25 protein-coding genes are annotated in these 22,107 nt (G+C 68.1%); 12 read left to right on the forward strand and 13 right to left on the reverse strand.

Features of this window, described 5'->3' with window-relative positions; genetic code table 11:
* From OXH60_03780 to OXH60_03830, 11 genes are all read left to right on the forward strand, one after another.
* On the forward strand, positions 1–849 hold an 849-nt coding region (locus tag OXH60_03780; protein MDE0711236.1), incomplete at its 5' end, for a cbb3-type cytochrome c oxidase subunit I.
* Positions 850–869: 20 nt separating this feature from the next.
* Complete coding sequence (locus OXH60_03785; protein MDE0711237.1) at positions 870–1,760, forward strand: heme o synthase; 891 nt, start codon at positions 870–872, stop codon at positions 1,758–1,760.
* A 114-nt stretch (positions 1,761–1,874) separates the two neighbouring features.
* A complete protein-coding gene (locus OXH60_03790; GenBank protein MDE0711238.1) occupies positions 1,875–2,483 on the forward strand; it encodes a cytochrome c oxidase assembly protein in 609 nt (202 codons plus the stop codon).
* Positions 2,480–3,313, forward strand: a complete 834-nt coding sequence (locus OXH60_03795) for a cytochrome c oxidase subunit 3 (GenBank protein MDE0711239.1) — start codon at positions 2,480–2,482, stop codon at positions 3,311–3,313. The genes OXH60_03790 and OXH60_03795 overlap by 4 nt, the downstream gene beginning before the upstream one ends.
* A 107-nt stretch (positions 3,314–3,420) precedes the next feature.
* Positions 3,421–3,711 carry a DUF983 domain-containing protein gene (locus tag OXH60_03800; GenBank protein ID MDE0711240.1) on the forward strand — a complete coding sequence of 97 codons (291 nt, stop codon included), beginning with the start codon at positions 3,421–3,423 and terminating at the stop codon, positions 3,709–3,711.
* Positions 3,701–4,438 (forward strand): SURF1 family protein, encoded by a 738-nt coding sequence (locus OXH60_03805; protein MDE0711241.1) that lies wholly within the window; start codon positions 3,701–3,703, stop codon positions 4,436–4,438. The genes OXH60_03800 and OXH60_03805 overlap by 11 nt, the downstream gene beginning before the upstream one ends.
* A gap of 91 nt (positions 4,439–4,529) precedes the next feature.
* Positions 4,530–5,417: a COX15/CtaA family protein gene (locus OXH60_03810; protein MDE0711242.1), complete on the forward strand. Its 888-nt coding sequence runs from the start codon at positions 4,530–4,532 to the stop codon at positions 5,415–5,417.
* The gene (gene thrC / locus OXH60_03815; GenBank protein ID MDE0711243.1) at positions 5,414–6,850 is read left to right on the forward strand and encodes a threonine synthase; all 1,437 of its coding nucleotides are present in this window, start codon (positions 5,414–5,416) and stop codon (positions 6,848–6,850) included. Before OXH60_03810 ends, thrC begins: the two co-directional genes overlap by 4 nt.
* Complete coding sequence (locus tag OXH60_03820) at positions 6,847–8,145, forward strand: pitrilysin family protein (protein MDE0711244.1); 1,299 nt, start codon at positions 6,847–6,849, stop codon at positions 8,143–8,145. Before thrC ends, OXH60_03820 begins: the two co-directional genes overlap by 4 nt.
* Positions 8,142–8,810 (forward strand): GNAT family protein, encoded by a 669-nt coding sequence (locus OXH60_03825; GenBank protein ID MDE0711245.1) that lies wholly within the window; start codon positions 8,142–8,144, stop codon positions 8,808–8,810. Before OXH60_03820 ends, OXH60_03825 begins: the two co-directional genes overlap by 4 nt.
* Positions 8,807–10,162, forward strand: coding sequence for a Gfo/Idh/MocA family oxidoreductase (locus OXH60_03830; GenBank protein ID MDE0711246.1), 1,356 nt, complete (start codon positions 8,807–8,809; stop codon positions 10,160–10,162). The genes OXH60_03825 and OXH60_03830 overlap by 4 nt, the downstream gene beginning before the upstream one ends.
* A 275-nt stretch (positions 10,163–10,437) precedes the next feature.
* On the opposite strand, the gene OXH60_03835 is transcribed toward OXH60_03830, so the two are convergent.
* From OXH60_03835 to OXH60_03845, 3 genes are all read right to left on the reverse strand, one after another.
* Complete coding sequence (locus tag OXH60_03835; GenBank protein ID MDE0711247.1) at positions 10,438–11,478, reverse strand: amidohydrolase family protein; 1,041 nt, start codon at positions 11,476–11,478, stop codon at positions 10,438–10,440.
* Positions 11,479–11,650: 172 nt separating this feature from the next.
* The gene (locus OXH60_03840; GenBank protein MDE0711248.1) at positions 11,651–12,859 is read right to left on the reverse strand and encodes an NnrS family protein; all 1,209 of its coding nucleotides are present in this window, start codon (positions 12,857–12,859) and stop codon (positions 11,651–11,653) included.
* Between the two features lie 255 nt (positions 12,860–13,114).
* Positions 13,115–13,720 carry a YqgE/AlgH family protein gene (locus OXH60_03845; GenBank protein ID MDE0711249.1) on the reverse strand — a complete coding sequence of 202 codons (606 nt, stop codon included), beginning with the start codon at positions 13,718–13,720 and terminating at the stop codon, positions 13,115–13,117.
* A 117-nt stretch (positions 13,721–13,837) separates the two neighbouring features.
* Between OXH60_03845 and OXH60_03850 the strand changes: the two genes are divergently transcribed.
* Complete coding sequence (locus OXH60_03850) at positions 13,838–14,512, forward strand: SDR family oxidoreductase (GenBank protein MDE0711250.1); 675 nt, start codon at positions 13,838–13,840, stop codon at positions 14,510–14,512.
* Positions 14,513–14,523: 11 nt separating this feature from the next.
* Here OXH60_03850 and ureG read toward each other — a convergent pair whose 3' ends face one another.
* Genes ureG through urtC form a run of 10 tightly spaced genes read right to left on the reverse strand, consistent with a single transcriptional unit; the run spans position 14,524 to position 22,107 of the window.
* On the reverse strand, positions 14,524–15,138 hold the full coding sequence (gene ureG / locus OXH60_03855; protein ID MDE0711251.1) for an urease accessory protein UreG: 615 nt from the start codon (positions 15,136–15,138) through the stop codon (positions 14,524–14,526).
* Positions 15,135–15,806, reverse strand: a complete 672-nt coding sequence (locus tag OXH60_03860; GenBank protein ID MDE0711252.1) for an urease accessory protein UreF — start codon at positions 15,804–15,806, stop codon at positions 15,135–15,137. The genes ureG and OXH60_03860 overlap by 4 nt, the downstream gene beginning before the upstream one ends.
* Positions 15,807–15,814: 8 nt before the next feature.
* Positions 15,815–16,282 carry an urease accessory protein UreE gene (locus OXH60_03865; GenBank protein MDE0711253.1) on the reverse strand — a complete coding sequence of 156 codons (468 nt, stop codon included), beginning with the start codon at positions 16,280–16,282 and terminating at the stop codon, positions 15,815–15,817.
* Positions 16,283–16,296: 14 nt separating this feature from the next.
* Positions 16,297–18,003 (reverse strand): urease subunit alpha, encoded by a 1,707-nt coding sequence (ureC, locus tag OXH60_03870; protein MDE0711254.1) that lies wholly within the window; start codon positions 18,001–18,003, stop codon positions 16,297–16,299.
* A gap of 3 nt (positions 18,004–18,006) precedes the next feature.
* Positions 18,007–18,318, reverse strand: a complete 312-nt coding sequence (locus tag OXH60_03875; GenBank protein ID MDE0711255.1) for an urease subunit beta — start codon at positions 18,316–18,318, stop codon at positions 18,007–18,009.
* Positions 18,305–18,637, reverse strand: coding sequence for an urease subunit gamma (locus OXH60_03880; protein MDE0711256.1), 333 nt, complete (start codon positions 18,635–18,637; stop codon positions 18,305–18,307). Before OXH60_03880 ends, OXH60_03875 begins: the two co-directional genes overlap by 14 nt.
* 15 nt (positions 18,638–18,652) lie before the next feature.
* Positions 18,653–19,480, reverse strand: coding sequence for an urease accessory protein UreD (locus OXH60_03885; protein MDE0711257.1), 828 nt, complete (start codon positions 19,478–19,480; stop codon positions 18,653–18,655).
* Positions 19,481–19,487: 7 nt separating this feature from the next.
* On the reverse strand, positions 19,488–20,183 hold the full coding sequence (gene urtE / locus OXH60_03890) for an urea ABC transporter ATP-binding subunit UrtE (protein ID MDE0711258.1): 696 nt from the start codon (positions 20,181–20,183) through the stop codon (positions 19,488–19,490).
* Positions 20,184–20,185: 2 nt separating this feature from the next.
* Complete coding sequence (urtD, locus tag OXH60_03895; protein MDE0711259.1) at positions 20,186–20,959, reverse strand: urea ABC transporter ATP-binding protein UrtD; 774 nt, start codon at positions 20,957–20,959, stop codon at positions 20,186–20,188.
* Positions 20,956–22,107 carry an urea ABC transporter permease subunit UrtC gene (gene urtC / locus OXH60_03900; GenBank protein ID MDE0711260.1) on the reverse strand — a complete coding sequence of 384 codons (1,152 nt, stop codon included), beginning with the start codon at positions 22,105–22,107 and terminating at the stop codon, positions 20,956–20,958. Before urtC ends, urtD begins: the two co-directional genes overlap by 4 nt.

A 22,107-nucleotide genomic window follows, 5' to 3' on the forward strand; every position in this document is an offset into this window, starting at 1 on the left:
CAGCACCTGTTCTGGTTCTTCGGGCACCCGGAGGTCTACATCCTCATCCTGCCCGGCTTCGGCATCGTCAGCCAGGTGGTCGCCACCTTCGCGCGGAAGCCGGTGTTCGGCTACCTCGGGATGGCCTACGCGATGGTCGCGATCGGCTTCATCGGCTTCCTGGTGTGGGCGCACCACATGTACACGGTGGGGCTCGACGTCAACACGAAGGCCTACTTCACCGCGGCAACGATGGTGATCGCGGTACCAACCGGCATCAAGATCTTCAGCTGGATCGCCACGATGTGGGGCGGGTCCATCGAGTTCCGAACACCGATGCTGTTTGCGATCGGCTTCATCTTCCTGTTCACGGTGGGCGGGGTCACCGGCGTGGTGCTCGCCAATGCCGGCATCGACACGGTGCTGCACGACACCTACTACGTGGTCGGACACTTCCACTACGTGCTGTCGCTGGGCGCCGTCTTCGCGCTGTTCGCCGGGTTCTACTACTGGATCGGCAAGATGTCGGGCCGGCAGTACCCCGAGTGGATGGGGAAGGTGCACTTCTGGCTCCTGTTCGTCGGCGTCAACCTGACGTTCTTCCCGATGCACTTCCTCGGCCTGCAGGGCATGCCGCGGCGGATCGCCGACTACCCGGACGCCTTCGCGGGATGGAACATGGTGGCGTCGCTCGGCGCATGGATCTCGGCGGTATCGATCGTCTGGTTCATCGTCATCATCGCCCGGACCTTCCAAGCGGGGGAGAAGTGTCCCGAGAATCCCTGGGGCGAAGGCGCGGACACGCTGGAGTGGAAGACGGCTTCACCGCCGCCGTTCCACACCTACGAAACCCTGCCGACCATCCGCTAGGACTCCGAGCGGTGCCGGACATGTCCCGCCCGGTCGCCTACCGGGCGGGCGGCGACATCAGCGACTTTTTCGCGCTCGCCAAGCCGCGCGTGATGTCGCTGGTGGTCTTCACCGGCATCGTGGGGATGGCACTGGCACCGGCCACGCTTCACCCGGTTCTGGCAGTCGCGGCGCTGATCGCCCTGGCGCTCGGGGCGGGCGGAGCCGGCGCCATCAACATGTGGTTCGATCGCGATATCGACGCGGTCATGGAGCGCACGAAGACGAGGCCGGTGCCCGCGGGCCGGGTCCCGGCCGCCGAGGCGCTGGCCTTCGGCGTGACTCTGTCGATATTCGGGGTGCTGCTGATGGGGCTCGCGGCCAACTGGGCCGCCGCGGCGTTGCTGCTGGCCAGCAGCCTCTTCTACGTCTTCGTCTACACCTGCTGGCTCAAGCGCTCGACTGCACAAAACATCGTGATCGGCGGCGCCGCGGGCGCGCTGCCGCCCGTGATCGGCTGGGTCGCCGCCAGCGGCGGCGGGCTGGCGCCGCTGCCCCTGATCCTGTTTGCCGTCATCTTCCTCTGGACGCCGGCCCATTTCTGGGCATTGGCGCTCGTTCGCGCCGACGACTACGCGCGCGCCGGCGTGCCGATGCTGCCGGTAACGCGGGGCGCCGCCGCAACTCGGCGGGGCATTCTGGTTTACAGCGCGGCCACTGTGGCGGTGACGATGCTGCCGTATGTCCTGGGCGAACTCGGCGCCGTCTACGGTGTGGGTGCCTGCGTGCTGGGCGCGGGATTGTTGTGGCACGCCTTCACGATTTGCCGACGGCGCGCGGGCAGCGAAATGCGAATGTTCTGGTATTCGATTGCCTACCTGTTCCTGTTGTTCCTGCTGATGCCGCTCGACCGCCTGCTGACGGGTTCTTGACGTGCCCCGCCAGGATCCCAGGACGCGCCGCAAGAACCTGGCGCTGGCCGGCCTCATCGTGATGCTGATCGCGGTGTTCTACGCCGTCTCGCTGATCCGCATGGGCGCCGGGACATGAACCGCAACCACGCCGTCGGCGGGATGGTGGTGGTGGCGGTCGTCGTGATGGCCGGGCTCAGCTTCGCCGCCGTCCCGTTGTACGACCTCTTCTGCCGGGTCACCGGATTCGCCGGTACCCCCGGTGTTGCGGCCAGCGCGCCAGGGGGCGCCGGCCACGCGGTCACGGTGCGATTCAACGCCGACGTGGCGCCCGGGCTGCCGTGGCGCTTCGAACCGGTCGAGCGGCAATTGACCGTGGAGGCCGGCGCGTCGGTACTCGCCTTCTACCGGGCCACGAACGACGGCACCGAACCGGTGACCGGCACCGCAACGTTCAACGTCACCCCTCTGAAGGCCGGTCAGTACGTGCAGAAGATCGACTGCTTCTGCTTCGAGGAGCAGCGACTCGACCCCGGCCAGACGGTCGACATGCCGCTCACGTTCTACGTCGACCCGGAGATCGCCGCTGATCGCGCAACGCGGGAGGTGACGGCCGTCACCCTCTCCTATACGTTTTTCGGCGCAGACGAGACGAACCCGGACCCAACAGTCGCTTTTGCAGCCCCGGTGCCGGCGGCTGCCGCCAGCAGCCCTGAGGAATCACTTCGCGGGAGCCATCCATGAGCCAGCACGCCCATCCCTATCACCTTGTCTCCCCGAGCCCGTGGCCGGTGGTGGGTGCGCTCGGCGCCCTCACGCTCGCGGTGGGCGGCCTCATGTACATGCACGAACTCGCTTACGGCAGCGCCGTGCTGGCGGTCGGAACGCTGCTGGTGGCGTTCACGATGTTCGTCTGGTGGCGGGACGTGGTGCGCGAGGCGGAACATGAGGGCCATCACACGCCCACTGTCCAGCTCGGGCTGCGGTACGGAATGGTCCTGTTCATCGCCTCCGAGGTGATGTTCTTCGTCGCGTGGTTCTGGGCGTTCTTCGACGCCAGCCTGTTTGCCGACGAGGCCCAGCAGGTCGCCCGGGTCACGTTCACGGGCGGGACCTGGCCACCGACCGGCGTCGAGGTCTTCGACCCGTTCCACCTGCCGCTCCTCAACACGATCATCCTGCTGACCTCGGGCGCGACCGTGACCTGGGCCCACCATGCGCTGCGCGAGGGAAAACGGTCGGGGCTCATCCAGGGACTCCTTGTGACCGTCGCGCTCGGCGTCGCCTTCACCGCCGTGCAGGCCTACGAGTACGCGCATGCCCCGTTCGCCTTCACCGACGGCATCTACAGCTCCACTTTCTTCATGGCCACGGGCTTTCACGGGGCCCACGTCCTGATCGGGTCCATCTTCCTGATCGTGTGCCTCGGCCGGTCCATCGTCGGGCATTTCAAGCCGGAGCAGCACTTCGGCTTCGAGGCGGCCGCCTGGTACTGGCACTTTGTGGACGTGGTCTGGCTGTTCCTCTTCTTCTCCATTTACTGGTGGGGCGGCTCCGGGGGAGTTACCCACTAACGTCCGGAGGTCTCAGCCACCGCCCCGGGACGGCGGCCGGCACGGCGGCGGGCCGAGCGCTCAGGGGATGGTGCCCGGCCTGCGGCAAGGGACGCTGCTTCCGGGGGTTGACCGAGTTCGTGGACGCCTGCCCCAGCTGCGGAATCCGCCTGGGCAGCGCCAACGTCGGCGACGGGGCATCCTGGTTCATCATGCTCGTCGTCGGCGCGCTCGCTACCGGCGGAGCATTTGCGCTCGACGCGTGGCTGCGCCCGCCGGTCTGGGTCCATGCCATGGTCTGGACGCCGGTGATTCTCGGCGCAACCGTCGGCCTCCTGCGTCCGGTGCGGGCCCTGCTCCTCGCCAGTCACGTCCGACACGACCTGCTGGACGACGATCGGAAGCCTGATGTCGGCTGAGCCGGCGCGGCTCCGCGACAACCGGATTCTCCAGGGCACCGCGATCGCATCGGCCTTCCTGATCCTGCTCGGCCTGGGCACATGGCAAATGGAGCGGCTCCGCTGGAAGGAAGCGCTTCTGGCCGATATCACCGCGCGGGCGGGGGCAACGCCGGTCGCCGCCCCGGAAAACGCCCCCGACCTTCCCGAGTACACGCCCGTCTATGCGGACGGCGTGTTCAAGCACGACCTTGAACACCTCCTCATTCCCCGGACCCGGGCGGGCGTCGCCGGCGCTCACGTTCTCACGCCGCTCGCGCGTCCGGGTGCTCCGGCAGTTCTGGTGAACCGGGGATTCGTGCCGGTGGAATTTGAGCCTACGGCCACCCGGCGCGCTGGAAACCCGTCCGGCCCTGTCCGGGTGGAGGGCCTCCTCCGGCTGCAGCACCCGCCGGGCCCGTTCGTCCCGGACAATGATCCCGCCGGCGGCAGCTGGTATTCGATCGATCTCGCGGCCATGGGGGAGGCAACCGGCCTGGAACTGGCCGGCTACGTCCTGGACGCCGGCCCGTCGCGCAATCCCGGGGGATGGCCGGAGGGCGGACAGACCAACGTGTCCATCCGCAATACCCACCTCGAGTACGCGCTGACCTGGTACGGCCTTGCGGGCGTCCTCGCCGCCTGTGTCTCCGTGCTGGGTCGCCGCGCCGGTGATTCCCGACAGCGGCGCGCTGGCGACGTCACGTGACGCAGGTTGCGGCGACCCTCGCTTGCGGGGCCGGCGGCCAGTTCCCGGCCGGCCGAAGCGCGGCACGAGGCGCGCGCAGGACTCCGCCCGCATGAGGCTGGCCAGCTACCTAGCCATCGTCTTCGTCCTGGTGCAGATCGTGCTGGGGGGCGCCGTGCGTCTGACCGGCTCAGGCCTGAGCTGCCCCGACTGGCCACTGTGCCACGGTTTCTGGCTGCCGACCGTGCAGGCGCTCGAAACCGTTCCGGATCTCGCCTACGAGCACTGGCAGGTCTGGCTCGAGTGGATCCATCGCGTCAATGCGGCCGTCTTCGTCGCTCCACTCGTGCTCCTGGTCCTGCTGACCGCGCAGACCCCGAAGCACCGGCTCCTCGGCGGAGCCGCCGTCGTGCTGGTCGTGATCCAGGCGATCCTGGGCGCCTTCACCGTCTTCGACCGGAACAGCCCGTGGTCCGTCACCGTCCATCTCGTGATCGCGCTGATCCTGCTCGTGGCGCTCGTGGGCTCTTCCACCGGACCCCGAAGAGCCCGTGTGCTTTCCCGGATCCTGCCTCCGGACTGCAAGCAGCTCGCCTGGGTCGGAACGGCCGTGGCCATCGCAACGGCCGGGGCCGGCGCGTTTCTCGCCAAGTCAGGGGCGGCGCATGCCTGCCCCGACTGGCTGCTTTGCGGCAGTCCATGGAACCAGGCCCACTACGCGAACCCGGACGTCCTGCTCCATATCGTCCATCGGCTGCTCGCCCTTGCGACCGTCGTCCCGGCCCTGGTGCTGCTGGCGCGGCTGCCCCGACGTCAGGCCGCCGTGGCCTTCAGCTGGGCAGCCGCCACCCCGGTGGTCTTCGTACTGCAGGCGCTGCTGGGCCTGGTGACGGCGACCAGCGAACCCGAGCTCTGGATCGCGTTGTCGCACCAGCTGGTCGGCGCGCTGCTGGTCGTCTCCTACGCCATGGTCGGCTGGTACGTGTTCCGTGAACGATGATTGAGGACCACTCTCCCCTCCGGTATGTCAGCACCCGTGGGTCGGGCCCGGTGGACTTCCGTACCGCGACGTTGTCCGGCCTCGCGCCGGACGGCGGACTCTTCATGCCCGACCGCTGGCCGGAGTCGGAGCCGCTGTTCCGGCGCACGGCCGGCGCCGGGTACGTCGAGACTGCGGCGCATGTCCTCACCCGGCTAAGCGGCGATTCGCTCCCAATCGGCGCGTCTTCCGAACTTGCCGCCGATGCGTACCGGACGTTCTCGCACCCGGAGGTGGCGCCGGTGCGCGGGCTTCGGGACGGGCTCCACCTGCTCGAGCTCTTCCATGGCCCCACGCTCGCCTTCAAGGACTTCGCGCTCCAGGTCCTCGCCCGTCTCTTCGACCGCTTCCTGGAGCTCGACGGCCGGCGGGCACTGGTCCTGTGCGCGACTTCGGGCGACACCGGCGCAGCCGCCATCGAGGCCTGCCGCGGTCGTCGCGCGATGGCGATCGTCGTCCTGCATCCCGAGGGCCGGATCGCCCCGCTGCAGCGACGCCTCATGACCACCGTCGACGACCCGGCCGTGTTCAACGTGGCCATCGAAGGTACGTTCGATTCCTGCCAGTCGCTGGTCAAGCAGGCGTTCGCCGATGAGGCGCTGCGCCGCGAATGCGGCCTCCTCGCCGTGAACTCGATCAACTGGAGCAGGATCGCCGCGCAGGCGGCCTACTACGTCCACGCCGCCAACCGAATCGGTGGCCCGCCGCCGGTGTTTGCAGTACCGTCGGGCAACTTCGGCGACTGCTACGCCGGGCACGTGGCCGCCTGCATGGGGCTGGGGGTGGCCGGCCTGATCGTCGGTACGAACCGCAACGACATCCTGGCCCGATTCTTCGAGACCGGGCGCTACCATCCCGGCACGGTCCACCGCACCCTCTCGCCGGCAATGGACATCCAGGTCGCGTCGAATTTCGAACGGCTACTGTACGAGATTCGTGATCGGCAGCCCGATGCGGTGCAGCGTGACTTGGCAGGCCTTGCGCGCGGCCAGGCAATTTGCGTGACCGCCCGGGAACGTGCGGAAACCGGGAAACGTTTCAAGGGAAGCATGGTGACGGAAGACCAGACCATTCACACGATGCGCGACATCCGGGACCTCTGCGGCGTCCAGATCGACCCGCACACCGCCGTCGGGATCGCAGCCGCCCGCCTGGCCGGCGCTCTCGACTGGAACTACCACGCCACTGCCGCTCCCGTGATCGCGCTGGCAACCGCCCATCCCGCAAAGTTCCCGGACGCCGTCCGGCAGGCCTTGAACGAAGAGCCCGAGACGCCCGAACCCCTGGCGCGTTGCATGGAGGCGCCGGAACGTGTGACCACCCTTCCGGCCGACTACACGCGGCTCGCGGACCATCTCCGTCGGGCCGCCGCCGCCGCGGCACCCGCGCCATGAACAGCCACGGCACCTTGCCGGAAGCGGCAGTCACCACCCTTCCGTCCGGTCTCCGGATCGCCAGCCAGAGCGTCCCCGGCACCCGCACCGCTGCGGTAGGGGTCTGGGTGCACACCGGCGCCCGCAATGAGCCGGAGGAGCGCAACGGGATCTCCCATCTGCTGGAGCACATGGCGTTCAAGGGAACGACCACGCGCACGGCCCGGCAAATCGCCGAGGAAGTGGAATCCGCCGGCGCCTACATGAACGCCTACACCGGGCGCGAGGAGACCGCCTACCATCTCCGCATCCTGCCGGGAGCGTTCCCCCTGGCCGTCGACGTCCTGTCGGACATCCTGCTGAATCCGACCTTCGCCGACGAGGAACTGGCGCGCGAGCGATCGGTGATCATCCAGGAGATCGGCGAGGCGCGGGACAATCCCGCGGACGTCGTCTTCGACCGCTTCCAGACGTGCGCATTTCCCGACCAGCCGCTTGGCCGGCCCATTCTCGGGACCCCGGAGATCGTCTCGGGAATCGGGCGGAAAACCCTCCTCGCCTACATGCAGCAGCACTACCGGGGCGAGGCGATGGTCCTGGCGGCCGCGGGCGAAGTCGATCACGAGGCACTGGTGAACCTCGGGGCTGCCGCGTTCGAGGGCATCGGGAGCACGCGCTCGGACGCGCCGGCACCGGCCCGCTACCACGGCGGGGTGGGCGAGGTACCCCGCGAACTGGAACAAACGCACCTGGTGCTCGGGTTCGAGGGGGTCGCCTACGCTGATCCCGACTTCTATGCCATGACCATGTTCTCCGCGATCCTCGGTGGTGGCCTGTCGTCCCGGCTGTTCCAGGAAGTGCGCGAGAAACGCGGGCTCGCCTACGACATTCACAGTTTCGGAAGCTCGTTCCACGACAGTGGCATCTTCGGTGTCTACGCAGGGACCGCCGAACAGGATGCCGGCGAGGTGATTCGCCGCACCGCCGAAGAGATCCACGGAGTGGCCGGCAAGGTCCGGCCGGATGAGCTCGACCGGGCGATGGCACAGGCCAGAAGCGGCCTGCTCATGGGACTGGAAAGCTGCGCCGGACAAGCCGAGGCGCTGGCCCACCAGCTTCGGATCCACGGTCGGCCCATCCCCGTCGACGAGCACCTGCGGCGGCTTGCCGACGTCGACCGCGCTGCCGTGAGCCGCGTCGCCCGGCGCGTCCTCGCGAGCGAGCCGACCCTCGCTGCGATCGGCCCCCTCGGCGGGCTCCCCACCAACGCCACGCTCCGGTCACTTTTCGGGACCCCGGTGCCGGGCGCGGCGTGATCCGGCTGCCCCCGGCCATTCGGGATCTGTTCGCGTCCCGCAGCATCGAGGGACCGAACCTGTACCTGCGGCCTCCTAGGCGATCCGACGCGCACGCCTGGGTGTCCCTGCGAAGGGAGAGCTACGCGTTCCTCAAGTCGTGGGAGCCATCGTGGCGGCCCGAGACCTGCACCCGGTCGTCCTATCTCCGCCAGTACCGCGGCCAGGTGTTCGCGGCCCGTGAAGACCGGGGGTATGCCTTTCACATCTTCCGCAACTCTGACCGTGCGCTGCTGGGCGCGGTGACCGTGGCAAACGTGCAGCGGGGAGTCGCGCATTCCGCGTCGCTCGGCTATTGGATCGGGGCTCCCTATGCTCGCCAAGGTTACATGCGCGAAGCCATCACGGTCCTGATTCCGATGCTCTTCCGACAGATGAAGTTCCACCGGTTGGAGGCCGCCGCGGTCACCTCCAACTGGCCGAGTCGCCTCTTGCTCGAGAATCTGGGGTTTCGCTGCGAAGGCATGGCCCGCGACTACCTGAAAATTGACGGCCGCTGGCGGGACCATGCCCTGTACGCACTGCTCGCGACCGACCCCCAGCCGGGGCCGCCGACGTCGGCCGACGTGCAGGCACCTGCGCCCGACGGCACCCACACGCACTCGTACTCCGGAGCGACACCATGAATCTGTCCCGTCTTCTGGAAGCCCGCGCCGAAGCCGGAAATCCGGTCCGTGTCGGCATCATTGGGGCCGGCAAGTTCGGCACCATGTTCCTGGCGCAGGCCCGTCGAACGCGCGGCCTCCATGTGGTCGGCATCGCCGACCTAGACGTCGGCAAGGCCCGCGCGAACTGCCGGCGAGGCGGCTGGAGCGCAGAGCAGACCGGGGCGGCGGATCTTGACCAGGCGATCAAGACCGGCACGACGCGGATTGATGACGATGCGTCGGCACTGATTGCCCATCCGGCCCTTGACGTCCTGATCGAGGCGACCGGTGACCCCAAGGTGGGGATTCGCCACTGCCTGGCGGCGATCGACCATGGCAAGCACGTCGTCATGGTCAACGTCGAGGCGGACGTCCTCGCGGGGCCGCTGCTCGCGAGGCGCGCCGAAGAAGCCGGCGTGGTGTACAGCCTAGCGTGGGGTGACCAACCGGCGCTGATCGCCGAGCATGTCGACTGGGCGCGGGCCTGCGGGTTCAACGTCGTTTGCGCCGGTAAGGGGACGCGCTACCACCCGGACTTCCACCGTTCGACGCCCGATACCGTCTGGGACAACTACCACCTGAGCCAAGAAGAGGCCGAACGCGGCGGCATGAATCCCAAGATGTTCAATTCCTTCATCGACGGGACCAAGTCCGGAATCGAGATGACGGCGGTCTGCAACGCCACCGGGCTCACGCCGCAGGCTGGTGGCCTCACCTTCCCACCCTGCTCACGCTACGACCTCGCTGAACTGCTGAAGCCCGCCAGCGCAGGTGGTCTGGCCGAGCATGTCGGTACCACCGAAGTGGTGTCGTCGCTCCACCGGGACATGTCCCCGGTCAGCGATGACCTGATGGTGGGCACCTACGTAGTGATCGAAGGGGACGGCGATTACGTCCGGAATTGCTTCGAGGAGTACCGGATGCTTCCCGACAGCACGTTCCATTACGCCGCGCTCTACCGCCCCACGCACATGATCGGGCTCGAACTTGGCATCTCGGTGGCTTCGGCAGCGCTCCGAGGGGAGCCGACCGGATCGCCGACGGGTTTCCGTTCCGACGTCATTGCCTGCGCGAAGCGGCCGCTCAAGAAGGGCGAAGTGCTGGACGGAGAAGGCGGCTACATGGTCTGGGGCCGGCAGTCCCCCGCGATCGATTCGCTGGAGTTCGGCGGGTTGCCCCTTGGCCTGGCGAGCGGCGTACCGCTGACCCGTGACATCGCCGAGGGCGAGCTCCTCCGGTGGTCCGACGCCACCGTCCAGGACACGGACGAAGCGGTCAGGACCCGCCGCGAGATGGAAGCCGCGTTCGGGAGACCCAACGAACCGGCCTAGCCGCAGACCAGGGAGGCTCCGTGCATCCGGAGTCGGAGGCCGTCGAGCCGGTTTGCGTTGGTCCCCGGTGCGGCGGCGACGCCGGTCACACGGCTGCCGACAAGGTCATCGTGACGGCCTTGGACCGCCCGTCGAACCGCATCATCGACGGCGCTCACCTGCAGCCGGCGCTGCGATTGGGTCGGGGCCGTCCAAGCGCCGCCGGACGCGCCGGCGTCCCCTCCGATGCGCACTCGGACTGTTCTGTCGACGTCCAGTTACGGCGCCGGTGGCCGTCAATCCGACGGAGTGGCGGAAGGCTGGATCCGATAGACCCTGGTCGCCGTGTCGTGGAACAGTGCCCGCTTTTCGTCCTCCGAGGCGCCAGCGACGAGCCGTTTGAACGAGTTCCACAGTACCGTGTAGCTGCAGCTGACCTTGTCGACCGGGAAGTTCGATTCAAACATGCAGCGGTTGACGCCGAACAGCTCGATCATCGTCTCGTAGTACCGCCGGGTAGCCTCCATCAACTCCCAGCTGTATGGCGGACGGCTGCGCCCGTGCCAGCCGAAGCCGTTCACCTCCATATTGATCCCCCCGAGCTTCGCCACAACGTTCGGGCATTCGGCCAGCTCTACCATTCGCTCCCGCCAGTCGTCGAAGACTTCGTCGGCACGATTCGCGTACGGCCCCACGCCGAGCGGCCCGCCAAAGTGATCGAGAATGACCGTCTGATCGGGGAACGCACGCACCAGGTCGACGGCTTCAGACAGCTGCGGGTGGTAGCACCACAGGTCGAAGGTCAGTCCCCGGGGTGCCAGGTGCCGGAAGCCGGCGCGAAAGGCGTCGCTCGCCATCAGGCCGGGCGGGGGCGCCGCACGGGCGATCGGAGTTTCGGGACTCTCGTCCCAGGCAACCACGTGGCGGATGCCGCGGAAGCGCGCCGGGCTGGCCGCAATCTGCGCATCCAACGTGGCCGCTACCCCGTCGCCCTCGTCGAGAGGGGCCGTCCCGACGATGGCGGCGGCAATCTGAGTCTCCCCATAGAGCCCGGATGCCGCCATGGCCGCAAGGCCGTTCACGAACTCCGTCTCCCCTACGACCCGCGTGCGTGGCGTCCCTCCACACCGATACATTGCCCCGCACTCGACGTAGACCGTGCTGACCACCCGGTGGCCGCCGCCAAGGTCCGTCAGGATCTCATCCAGCAGATAGCGGGGCTGGACCATCACATCGCGACGGTCCCAGAAGTGATGATGGGGATCACAGATCGGCAGCTCAGGCTCCAGTGCCTGTTCCTGGACCAGGTCGAGCCAGTCGGCGTTCTTCGCTTGCATGAGCCTGATTTCCCCAATGATGTGGCCGAAACGGCAGGAACGGCCAGTCTACAGGGGGTGCAGGAGCCGGCCGTTCGCAGGAACGCGGTCGGTCCGATACCGCTCGGCCCGACGTTCGGCACGCCCCGGCGTGCGGTCAGCGGCCCCACCTGGGGGAGGACTCGGAACGTTGCTACGCCGCCCGGCGCGGCGCCAGGAGCATCGGCCCGTACGCGACGGCGTAGCCGAGGAAGGCGGCAATCCATGCGACAGCCGCCACCGATGACAGCAGCGGACTCCACGCTGGCAACAGGGGGGCGGCGATCCGTGTCGCGGCCGCCAGCAGGACCGACAGGTAGATGATCACCGTGGCCGGCGAAGCTCGAAGGGGCCGTCCGGTGTGGCCAAGGCTTGCCCGCGTCATCACCGCCAAGGTCATGGTGCCGAAGGCACCCACCGTCCAGGCGTGGACCGCGGCGCGATGGACGTCCTCCAGTTCCGCGATCAGGGCGAGCCCGGCCAGCGCGAACCCGACCGGCACGAACAGATACGCCCCGTGCAGGACCGCGACCAACGGGTCGGCCACGGTCCGGTGCGGTCGCCAGCGCAACTGCCGGACCAGGTGCAGGCCGGCCGACCCCAGCAGGATCACGCCGACGATGGCGGCCGGGACGATCCAGCCATCCACGACCCACAGCGCGAGCCCCAGCGCGCCGATCCCGACCACGACCGAATCGTACCGTGCGTGCGGGGCCGGCATCACCGTCTCGCCGCGCGCCTCCAGCCAGTTCGCCGTAAAGCTGGGAACGATCCGGCCCGCAACCAGCGTCAGCAGCAGGAGCACCGACGCGATGGTCATGCGAGTGCCGATCGCTGGATCGCCGCCACGCCAGACGGCCCAGGAATAGACCGCGTGCGAGGCAGCAAATGCGGCCAGGAGGCCCACGACCTTCAGGTTTCGCCAGTTGCCGCCAGCAACAATTTCCCGTCCCGCGACAGCCGTGACCGCCACGAGGAACGCGGTGGACAGGCCCGCCGCAGGGGCATACCCGATCAGGGGCGATAGGTTGACCGCGAGGCGTCCGACAACCCACAACCCCAGCAAGGCGAGGAGGAGCCAACCCGACACAGGCGGGCGACGTGTCCAGCCAGGGATGGCCGTGAACAGGAAACCGGTGATGGCCGCAGCCACGTAGCCAAACAAGAGTTCGTGAGCGTGCCACGCGACGGGCGGAAACGCGGTCGGGAGGTCCAGGAATCCCCGTAGCCACGCCAGCCAAAGGCCCATCAGGAGCGCGGCGTACAGCGATCCGAACAGGAAGAACGGCCGGAAACCGAAGCTGAGCAGGGGCGGCCCCGGCCGGGCGCCGGCCTGCTTCCCGGCTGAGGCCAGTGGTTTCACGATGGCGGAGGGCAGCCGCTGGCGCCCGGGCCGGGAGGTCGCATGCTTCCTCTCAGCGATGTCACGGATGGAGAGCAATCCCGAGACCGGAGACGGGAGACGGGTCTGGACGCCGCGTCACTGGTCCAGGCGGGACTACGGCCGAGTTGAGCCGCACCTGCGGGTGCCGGCGAGGCTTGGTAACGCTTGTCGCGCCCTGATGCCCGGGGCAAACCGCAGAGACCGCCGGCGCGAGGTCAGCGCCCCTCGCCGCCCTCAGGCGTTCCCGGCCGTCGGCGAGATTCGATAAGGGTCGACCGGCTGACCCGACGCGGTATCCCCGATGCCGCCGATCGCTCGTTCCCACTTTGCCGAATGATCCGCCGAAAACACCAGGTCCTCGTCGGCCGCCACGTTGAGCCAGGAGTTCTGCATGATCTCGTGATCCAGCTGACCTGGTCCCCAACCTGCATAACCAAACAGGATCAGGGCCCGCCGTGGTCCGCCGCCGCTGGCGATTTCCCGGAGCACGTCCACGCTTGATGTCAGCAGAATGGAACTCCCGACGCGCTGCGAATTCTCGTACTTCAGGTCATCGGTGTGCAGGACGTACCCGCGGTTCAGCTCGACCGGACCGCCCATGTGAATCTGCACCTTTTCCGCCGCGTCGGTACCTTCGATGTTCAAATCGTTCAAGATCTTGTCGAACCGTGGCGAATCGGCCGGGCGGTTGACGACCAATCCGACAGCGCCTTCGGCCGCATGCGAACAGAGATACACGACCGCCCGCTCGAAAAACATATCCGTCAGCGACGGCATGGCCACCAACAGCTGGCCGGCGAGGTGTGACTGGTCCGAATTCTCTGACGGTGTCTGCGACATGGGTCAACGCTATTCTTTGTGGGGCCGCTCCGCAACGCACCCGGCGCCGCGGCCGGGAACCCGGCCCGGCGGCGATCGCCGGCAGAGGCGCGACGGTCCCTCTCAGGAGATTCACGCATGCCCCGCACAGTGATCACCGGCGCAAGCCGCGGCATCGGGCACGCCCTCACCATCGAGCTCGCTAGGTGCGGTCACGACGTCCTTGCCCTTTGCCGGAAACCGGCGGAAGTCACCGGGCTCGCCGATGTCGACGGCGTCACCGTGCGGGGGCTCGATGTCGCCAGCCCGGTCGCCATGCATTCGTTTGCAACCAGTCTCGACGGTACGATCGATATTCTCGTCAACAACGCGGGGATTGCGGGCGGCAAACTTCGAGACAACCTGTCCGAAGCAGACTTCCAGATGGCCGATGACGTGTTCCGCGTGAATGCGGTCGCACCCCTCCTGCTGACACGTCTCCTCGCGGACCGGCTCCCTCCCGGTGCCCTGATCGTGAACGTGACCTCGATCATGGGGTCCAACGCGGCCAACACGTCGGGCGGCATGGCGATCTACCGGGCCAGCAAGGCAGCCCTCAACAGCATCACCCGAACGCTGGCGGCGGAACTGGGCCCGAAGGACGTGACGGTGCTGGCCGTGCATCCGGGTTGGGTGCGGACCGATATGGGCGGTCCGTCCGCGAACATCGACACGGAAACGTCAGCCCGTGGCATCGCGCAGGTGATCGCCGATGCCGACCCTTCGCAGAACGGCACCTACCTCGACTGGAAGGGTGATTCGCTGCCCTGGTGACGAAGCGGTGCCTAACGCTCTGTCGTGAGGCCCCCCGCCTCCACGATGAATTCCGCCACCGCGCGGACGCCCTTGCCGTGCTTCACCTGCGCGAACAGGAAGGGGCGTGAACCGCGCATCCGTTTCGTATCACGGTCCATCACCTCAAGGTCCGCGCCAACCAGCGGCGCAAGATCGGTCTTGTTGATGATCAGCAGGTCGGATCGGGTGATTCCAGGGCCGCCCTTGCGCGGAATCTTGTCGCCCGCCGAGACATCGATCACGTAGAGGGTCAGGTCGGCGAGTTCCGGCGAAAACGTCGCTGCGAGATTGTCGCCGCCGGATTCCACGAACACCACGTCGAGGTCGGGGAATTCGGCCTCCAGTTGCGCGATCGCCGCCAAATTCATCGAGGCGTCCTCGCGAATCGCGGTGTGGGGACATCCGCCGGTCTCGACCCCCTGGATCCGTTCCGGGGTGAGCGCCCCGGAGCGGGTCAGGAACTCGGCATCCTCACGGGTGTAGATGTCATTCGTGATGGCCGCAATGTCGTAACTGTCGCGCATCGCCTTGCACAGGCCGTCCAGCAAGGCCGTCTTGCCGGAGCCGACGGGCCCGCCGATGCCCACGCGGAACGGTGTGGTCATGATCGGAATAACCTCGTGTATTGGGTTTCGTGCCGGATGGACGTCCAGTCCACGGCGACTGCTGCGGAGCCGATGTCGTCCAACGATCGGCCGAGCGCCTCGTCCGTTGCCTGGAGGACGTCCGCTTCGAGATCGGCCAGAATGCGCTGCCCGGCGACCTGTCCGAGCGGGATCAGCCGAATCCCGGCGGACACCAGGTTCGCCGTCACTGCATGGAGGTAGGCGGCCAGCCCCTCCCGAACCGGGATGTCCTCCCGGGCGACAGCGGCGGCGACGCTGATCGGATATACCGGCGGCGGGTGCCCGTCCGCCGAACCGTCGCCGTTCCACGCCGCTGCAACCGTATCCGCGAAGGCGGTGCCCTGTGCGGTGGTCTCGGCCGCGATCTCGAACGTGCCGCGCATGGCCCGGCCCAGCGCTCCCACCGCGGCCAGGCGCTCGGCGTCACCGCACCGGACCGCGTGCCAGGTCTCCCGGTAGAGATCGGCATCGACGCGCGCGGCGCCAAACCGGAGAATGCCGCGTACCCACGTTGCCAGCGTGTCCTGGTCGTGGACCAGTCCGGCCTCGACGGCATACTCGATGCCGTGCGAGTACGCGTAGGCACCGACCGGGAACGACGGTCCGAGCCATGCCATCAGGCGGATGATGCGCCGATCGGCTTCCACACCCGGAGCTACCCGCGGTCTTCCCCGGGATCGGACGCGGCGTGCGCGTACGCGCCCGCTTCCGGCGAAAACGGGGCTTGCCGCCGTCGCGTGGCAGCACCCAGCCCCTCCGCCATCCCGGCCAATACGTGGTCGTCCTGAATCCTGAGACCCCCGTCCGCCAGCACTTGCAGCGGGGCATGGCGATTGCCGATGTGCCATGCCACCCTGGCCGCGTGCGCCGCCGATTCGCAGCGGATGTCGACGACCGGTTCGGGAGCCGCCCGGACCAGCACCGCGCCGCCGTCGGCGAGCGTCAGTCCATCACCGTCCCGCAGTCGGGGCACGGTCTCCAGTTCGAGGAGCAGCGGTTCGCCGTCATCGCCGCGGAGCCGCCCACGGCGACGCTGTCGATCGTCGTGCGTCAGCGTCACCGACGGCCCCCCCGGCGGCGGTGTCCAGGCGCCGTGGCGCAGCACCGCGATCGCGCGTCGCATCGCCGTCGTCGCACTCAGAAGAGAAAGTAGCGCTGGGCCATCGGCAATCGGGTTGCCGGCTCGCAGGTCAGCAGCGCTCCGTCAGCGCGGACCTCGTACGTCTCCGGGTCGACGTCGATCGCCGGGCAGAGATCGTTCAGCACCATGTCCTTCTTGCCGAGCGCACGGGTACCCGACACCGCCACCAACCGCTTCGTCAGTCCCAGTTCGCCCAGTCCGTCCTCCAGGCCCGCCTGCGAGACGAACGTCACCGATGACGCAGACCGGGCTCGACCCAGCGCCGCGAACATCGGGCGGTAGTGCACGGGCTGCGGCGTGGGAATCGACGCGTTCGGGTCCCCCATCGCCGCCGCGGCGATCGCTCCTCCCTTGAGCACGAGATCGGGTTTGACGCCGAAGAACATCGGCTTCCACAGCACCAGGTCGGCCAGCTTGCCCACCTCGACCGAGCCGACCTCGCCGTCGATCCCGTGCGTCCGGGCCGGATTGATCGTGTATTTCGCGATGTAGCGCCGCACCCTGAAGTTGTCGTTGTCGCCGCGCTCCTCCGGGAGTCGGCCGCGCTGCTGCTTCATCTTGTCGGCGGTCTGCCAGGTCCGGACAATGACTTCGCCGACCCGACCCATGGCCTGACTGTCGGAGGCGATCATCGAGAACGCCCCGAGATCGTGCAGGATGTCCTCCGCCGCGATGGTCTCGCGCCGAATGCGGCTCTCCGCAAAAGCCACGTCCTCCGGAATGTTCGGGTCCAGGTGATGGCACACCATGAGCATGTCGAGGTGCTCGTCGACGGTGTTCACGGTGAACGGACGGGTGGGATTGGTGCTGGACGGCAACACGTTGGGCTCACCACAAAGCCTGATGATGTCCGGCGCATGGCCGCCGCCGGCCCCTTCGGTGTGGAACGCATGAATGGTGCGGTTCCGGAACGCGGCCGTCGTGGTCTCGAGGTAGCCCGACTCGTTCAGCGTGTCGGTATGGATCGCGACGCCGATGTCCCACTCGTCGGCGACGGACAGGCACGTGTCGATGGCCGCGGGCGTGGTACCCCAGTCCTCGTGCAGCTTCAGGCCGCAGGCTCCGGCGCGCACCTGCTCGACCAGCGCCGTCGGCTCGGAGGCGTTCCCCTTGCCGTAGAAGCCCAGATTGACGGGCAGCTCCTCCGCGGCCTCCAGCATGCGTGCCAGGTGCCAGGGCCCCGGCGTGCACGTCGTCGCATTCGTCCCTTCGGCAGGACCCGTGCCGCCGCCCAGCATCGTGGTGACACCCGAGTAGAGGGCATCGTCGACCTGCTGCGGGCAGATCCAGTGAATGTGCGCATCAATGCCGCCGGCGGTCAGGATGCGGCCCTCGCCGGCGATCGCCTCGGTGCCCGGCCCGACGACGATGTCCACGTTCGGCTGCGTATCCGGATTGCCGGCCTTGCCGATTGCGGCGATCCGTCCATCGCGAAGGCCCACGTCCGCCTTGACCACTCCCCAGTGATCGACGATCAGGGCGTTCGTGATCACGGTGTCCACCGCACCAGCCGCACGGCCGGCAGATCCCTGGCCCATGCCGTCGCGGATGACCTTGCCGCCGCCGAACTTGACCTCCTCGCCGTACACGGTCCGATCGGCTTCCACCTCGACGAACAGGTCGGTGTCGGCCAGCCGGACCCGGTCGCCGACCGTCGGCCCGTACATGGCGGCGTAGGCCGCCCGCTCGATGGAAAATGGCACGGCCTAGTCCTCCAATGGGCCTTGAACCCGGGCATTGAACCCGCGGACGATCCGAGCGCCGGCGTAGGGAATGAGCTGCGCCTCGCGCCGCTGGCCCGGCTCGAACCGCATCGCGGTCCCGGCTGGAATGTCGAGGCGGCGGCCCCGTGCCGCATCGCGGTCGAACTCGAGCGCGGTGTTGACCTCGAAGAAGTGGTAGTGCGAGCCGACCTGGATCGGCCGGTCGCCGGTGTTGGCCACCGTGATCGTGATGGTGTCGGCCTCTGCGTTGAGGAGCAGCGACCCGGGCGCGGTAATGATCTCACCGGGAATCATCGGTCATCTCCCGATTGCAGCGGATGGGCTGGTGCACGGTGACCAGCTTGGTACCGTCGGGGAACGTGGCCTCGACCTGGATCTCGGGGATCATGTCGGCGACGCCCTCCATGACCTGATCGCGGCGCAGGACGCCGGTCCCGTCGCGCATCAGGTCCGCGACGGAAGCTCCGTCCCGCGCGCCCTCCACGATGTAGTCAGTGATAAGGGCGACCGCTTCTGGATAGTTCAGCCGGACGCCACGCTCGAACCGTCGGCGCGCGACGATAGCGGCCATGGCAATGAGCAGCTTGTCCTTTTCCCGCGGCGAAAGATTCATCCATGTCCTCCCGAATCAAACGTGCCAGAGCCGAGGCAGGGTGGCGGCGAGACCCGCCGCGGAGGCGCGAAACCCCGCCCAGAAGGTCGCAAACGCGCGGCGGACGTCGTCTCCGTGCGCCGCGAGCCACCGGACGACCAGCACGCCGTTGACGACCGTGGCCCCGGCGCGCACGCCGGCCGGCAGATCGTCAAGCAGGCGCCGAGCCTCCTGCTGCCGTGCGGGCGCGTCATCCGCGGCGTAGACCGCGCAGGCCACCGCCCGCGCGCCGCCGAAGCCGGCCGGGTGGTCGAGCACATCCAGCAGGTCGTCCTCGACGTGGAGCGCGTCGGCCCAGACGAGGTCGTCGCCCCTGCGCACCTCCCACGCCTCGCGGACCAGCCCTCGCGTCATCCGCTCGCCGGACGCAATCCGCCCAAGCACCAGGAACTCTCCGGCCAGGACCCGCCCCCCGGGCGCCCGGTCGATGCGGACCCGGCGCCGCAGCCGTGCCTGATCGAACAGGATCGTCTCCTGGGGCAGCCACTCGAGCCACGTGCCTTCCGCGGCCTCCAGGCGGACATCGATTCGGCAATCCGCACCGGTCGAGCGGTACACCTTTTCCGCCGCCTGCGCGGCCACGATCGCGGAAGCCCCGTCCGCGGCGGATGCGGTGACGTCGATCCGGTCACCGCCGACGAGCCCGCCCGACGTCGTCACGAGCGCCGCCAGCGGCGGTTCGGCGGCAGGCTGGGCTGGAAACAGGACCCGCATCGGATCGCGCTGGTACAGGTGGCGCAGCGAGGCCGTGCCGACGCCCGCAAAGCCGACCTCGGCCACGCCGTGGACGCCGTGTCCGGACACCGGCGCTTCAGACGGTAAGGCGGCGGCGGACATCTTCCTCAACCATGTCGTCAGACTTGCCCGCCAGCACCACTTCGCCCCGGTCCATGACGACGAAGTCGTCGGCGAGGTCGCGCGCGAACTCGAAGTACTGCTCCACGAGCAGGATCGCCATGTCCCCACGGGCGGCCAGTGTCCGGATCACCCGTTCGATGTCCTTGATGATCGACGGCTGGATGCCCTCCGTCGGCTCGTCGAGCACCAGCAGCCGGGGCCGCATCACCAATGCCCGGGCGATTGCCAGCTGCTGCTGCTGGCCGCCGGACAGATCGCCGCCGCGGCGACCGAGCATGTCGCGCAGGACGGGGAACAGGTGGAAGATCTCCTCCGGCAGCGTACGGGTCGGCCGGGGCAGGGAGGCATAGCCGGTGTAGAGGTTCTCGCGGACGCTGAGGAGCGGGAAAATCTCGCGCCCCTGGGGCACGTAGGCGATACCCCGGGCGGCGCGCTGGTACGCTGCGAGCGCCGAGATGTCGGCACCCTCCCACAGGATCCGGCCGGCGCTGATCATCTGCTGGCCGACGATGGCGCGGAGCAGCGTGGTCTTCCCCACGCCGTTGCGCCCCATCACGCAGGTCACGCGGCCAGGTTCCGCGCTCAGGCTGACCTGCCGCAGCGCCTGGCTGGCCCCGTAGTGGAAATCGATGGCCTCGACCTGCAGCATGGCTAGCGCCCCAGGTACACCTCGACCACCCGCGCGTCGTTTTGCACGGCATCGAGGGTCCCTTCGGCCAGCACCGCGCCTTCGTGCAGCACCGTGACCCGGCAACCCAGGCCCCGCACGAACGCCATGTCGTGCTCCACCACGACGACCGAACGCGATCCGGCAATCCGGGTGAGCAGCGCCACGGTCTGCTCGGTTTCCTCGTCGGTCATGCCGGCGGCCGGCTCGTCGACCAGCAGGAGTTCGGGATCCTGCATCAGCAACATCCCGATCTCGAGCCATTGTTTCTGGCCATGAGACAGGTCGCCCGCCCGACGGTCGCGATGGGAGCTCAGGGCGGTCGTCTCGAGCACCCCGTCGATCCGCTCGCGAGAAGCGGCGCCGAGGCGGGCGAACAGGCTGCCGAACACCCCGCGGGTGCCCGCGAGTGCCAGCTCCAGGTTGTCGAAGACGGTGTGTTCCTCGAACACGGTGGGCTTCTGGAACTTCCGGCCGATTCCCAGATTGGCAATTGCCGCTTCGTCCAGTTGCGTGAGATCGATGCCCCCGTTGAACTCCACCTGGCCGCGATCGGGCCGGGTCTTGCCCGTGACCACGTCCATCATCGTCGTCTTACCGGCACCGTTGGGTCCGATCACGGCGCGAAGTTCGCCCACCTCGACATAGAAGCTGAGATCGTTCAGGGCCTTGAAGCCGTCGAACGACACCGATACGCCGTCGAGGTACAGGATGGTGTCGTGCAGTTCCGGCCGCGCCTGGACAGGGACATCGCTCATAGCGCCGATTCCGGGGACCGAGCCCGGCCGGGCCGGCGCCGCCAGCGGTCGCCTGCCCGCTTGAAGACCGGCACGGTCCCGACGAGCCCCTTCGGCAGGAACAGGGTCACGGCGATGAACAGCCCCCCCAGGACAAACAGCCACATGTCAGGGAGCGCCCCAGTGAACACCGTCTTCGCGTAGTTGACGAGAATCGCCCCGAGCACAGCGCCGTACAGGGATCCACGGCCGCCCACCGCCACCCAGACCACGATCTCGATCGACGCTGCCGGCGCGAACTCGGACGGGTTGATGATGCCGACCTGCGGCACGTACAGGGCGCCGGCGAGACCGGCCAGCATGGCCGACAGGACGAAGACGAAGAGCTTGTAATGCTCCACTCGGTAACCCAGGAACCGGACCCGGGTCTCGGCATCTCGCACCGCGACCAGCACCCTCCCGGCGCGGCTGCGGACGATGAAGCGCCCGAGCAGGTAGCCCAAGGCCACGGCCAACGCGCTTGCGCAGAAGAGCGCGACGCGGGTGCCGTCCGCCTGCAGGTTGAACCCCAGCAGGTCCTTGAAGTCGGTCAGCCCGTTGTTGCCTCCGAAGCCCATGTCGTTGCGGAAGAACGCGAGCATGAGCGCGAACGTCATCGCCTGGGTGATGATCGAGAGATAGACGCCGGTCACCCGCGAGCGGAACGCGAACCAGCCAAAGACCAACGCCAGCGCGCCCGGCACGACCAGCGCCATGACCATCGCGAACGGGAACCAGTCGAATCCGTGCCAGTACCAGGGCAGCTCCTCCCAGTCGAGGAAGACCATGAAATCCGGCAGTTCGGGATGCCCGTAGACCCCCCGGTCGCCGATCTGGCGCATCATGTACATGCCCATGGCGTAGCCGCCGAGCGCAAAGAATGCGCCGTGGCCAAGGCTGAGCACGCCCGCGTACCCCCAGATCAGGTCGACGCTCAGGGCCAGCAACGCGAACGTCAGGTACTTGCCCAGCAGGCTGACGACGTAGGTCGGAACGTGCAGGACCGAATCCGCAGGCAGCAGCAGGTTGGAAATCGGCACCACCACGACGGCCGCCAGCAGCACGGCCAGCAGGATCTGGCCGCCCCGATTGCCGGCGAGCAGATCGACGAGCACCGACCGGACCACCAT

This window comes from Rhodospirillales bacterium (assembly GCA_028824295.1).
Classification (GTDB): Bacteria; Pseudomonadota; Alphaproteobacteria; order TMED109; family TMED109; genus VXPW01.

What these genes read in the sequence shown, in the direction of transcription:
- OXH60_03785 (MDE0711237.1), top strand. Translation starts at nt 870, where the DNA reads ATGTCCCGCCCGGTCGCCTACCGGGCGGGCGGCGACATCAGCGACTTT.
- OXH60_03790 (MDE0711238.1), top strand. Translation starts at nt 1,875, where the DNA reads ATGAACCGCAACCACGCCGTCGGCGGGATGGTGGTGGTGGCGGTCGTC.
- OXH60_03795 (MDE0711239.1), top strand. Translation starts at nt 2,480, where the DNA reads ATGAGCCAGCACGCCCATCCCTATCACCTTGTCTCCCCGAGCCCGTGG.
- OXH60_03805 (MDE0711241.1), top strand. Translation starts at nt 3,701, where the DNA reads ATGTCGGCTGAGCCGGCGCGGCTCCGCGACAACCGGATTCTCCAGGGC.
- OXH60_03810 (MDE0711242.1), top strand. Translation starts at nt 4,530, where the DNA reads ATGAGGCTGGCCAGCTACCTAGCCATCGTCTTCGTCCTGGTGCAGATC.
- thrC (MDE0711243.1), top strand. Translation starts at nt 5,414, where the DNA reads ATGATTGAGGACCACTCTCCCCTCCGGTATGTCAGCACCCGTGGGTCG.
- OXH60_03820 (MDE0711244.1), top strand. Translation starts at nt 6,847, where the DNA reads ATGAACAGCCACGGCACCTTGCCGGAAGCGGCAGTCACCACCCTTCCG.
- OXH60_03830 (MDE0711246.1), top strand. Translation starts at nt 8,807, where the DNA reads ATGAATCTGTCCCGTCTTCTGGAAGCCCGCGCCGAAGCCGGAAATCCG.
- OXH60_03835 (MDE0711247.1), bottom strand. Translation starts at nt 11,478, where the DNA reads ATGCAAGCGAAGAACGCCGACTGGCTCGACCTGGTCCAGGAACAGGCA.
- OXH60_03845 (MDE0711249.1), bottom strand. Translation starts at nt 13,720, where the DNA reads ATGTCGCAGACACCGTCAGAGAATTCGGACCAGTCACACCTCGCCGGC.
- OXH60_03850 (MDE0711250.1), top strand. Translation starts at nt 13,838, where the DNA reads ATGCCCCGCACAGTGATCACCGGCGCAAGCCGCGGCATCGGGCACGCC.
- ureG (MDE0711251.1), bottom strand. Translation starts at nt 15,138, where the DNA reads ATGACCACACCGTTCCGCGTGGGCATCGGCGGGCCCGTCGGCTCCGGC.
- OXH60_03865 (MDE0711253.1), bottom strand. Translation starts at nt 16,282, where the DNA reads ATGCGACGCGCGATCGCGGTGCTGCGCCACGGCGCCTGGACACCGCCG.
- OXH60_03875 (MDE0711255.1), bottom strand. Translation starts at nt 18,318, where the DNA reads ATGATTCCCGGTGAGATCATTACCGCGCCCGGGTCGCTGCTCCTCAAC.
- OXH60_03880 (MDE0711256.1), bottom strand. Translation starts at nt 18,637, where the DNA reads ATGAATCTTTCGCCGCGGGAAAAGGACAAGCTGCTCATTGCCATGGCC.
- urtE (MDE0711258.1), bottom strand. Translation starts at nt 20,183, where the DNA reads ATGCTGCAGGTCGAGGCCATCGATTTCCACTACGGGGCCAGCCAGGCG.
- urtD (MDE0711259.1), bottom strand. Translation starts at nt 20,959, where the DNA reads ATGAGCGATGTCCCTGTCCAGGCGCGGCCGGAACTGCACGACACCATC.
- urtC (MDE0711260.1), bottom strand. Translation starts at nt 22,107, where the DNA reads ATGGTGGTCCGGTCGGTGCTCGTCGATCTGCTCGCCGGCAATCGGGGC.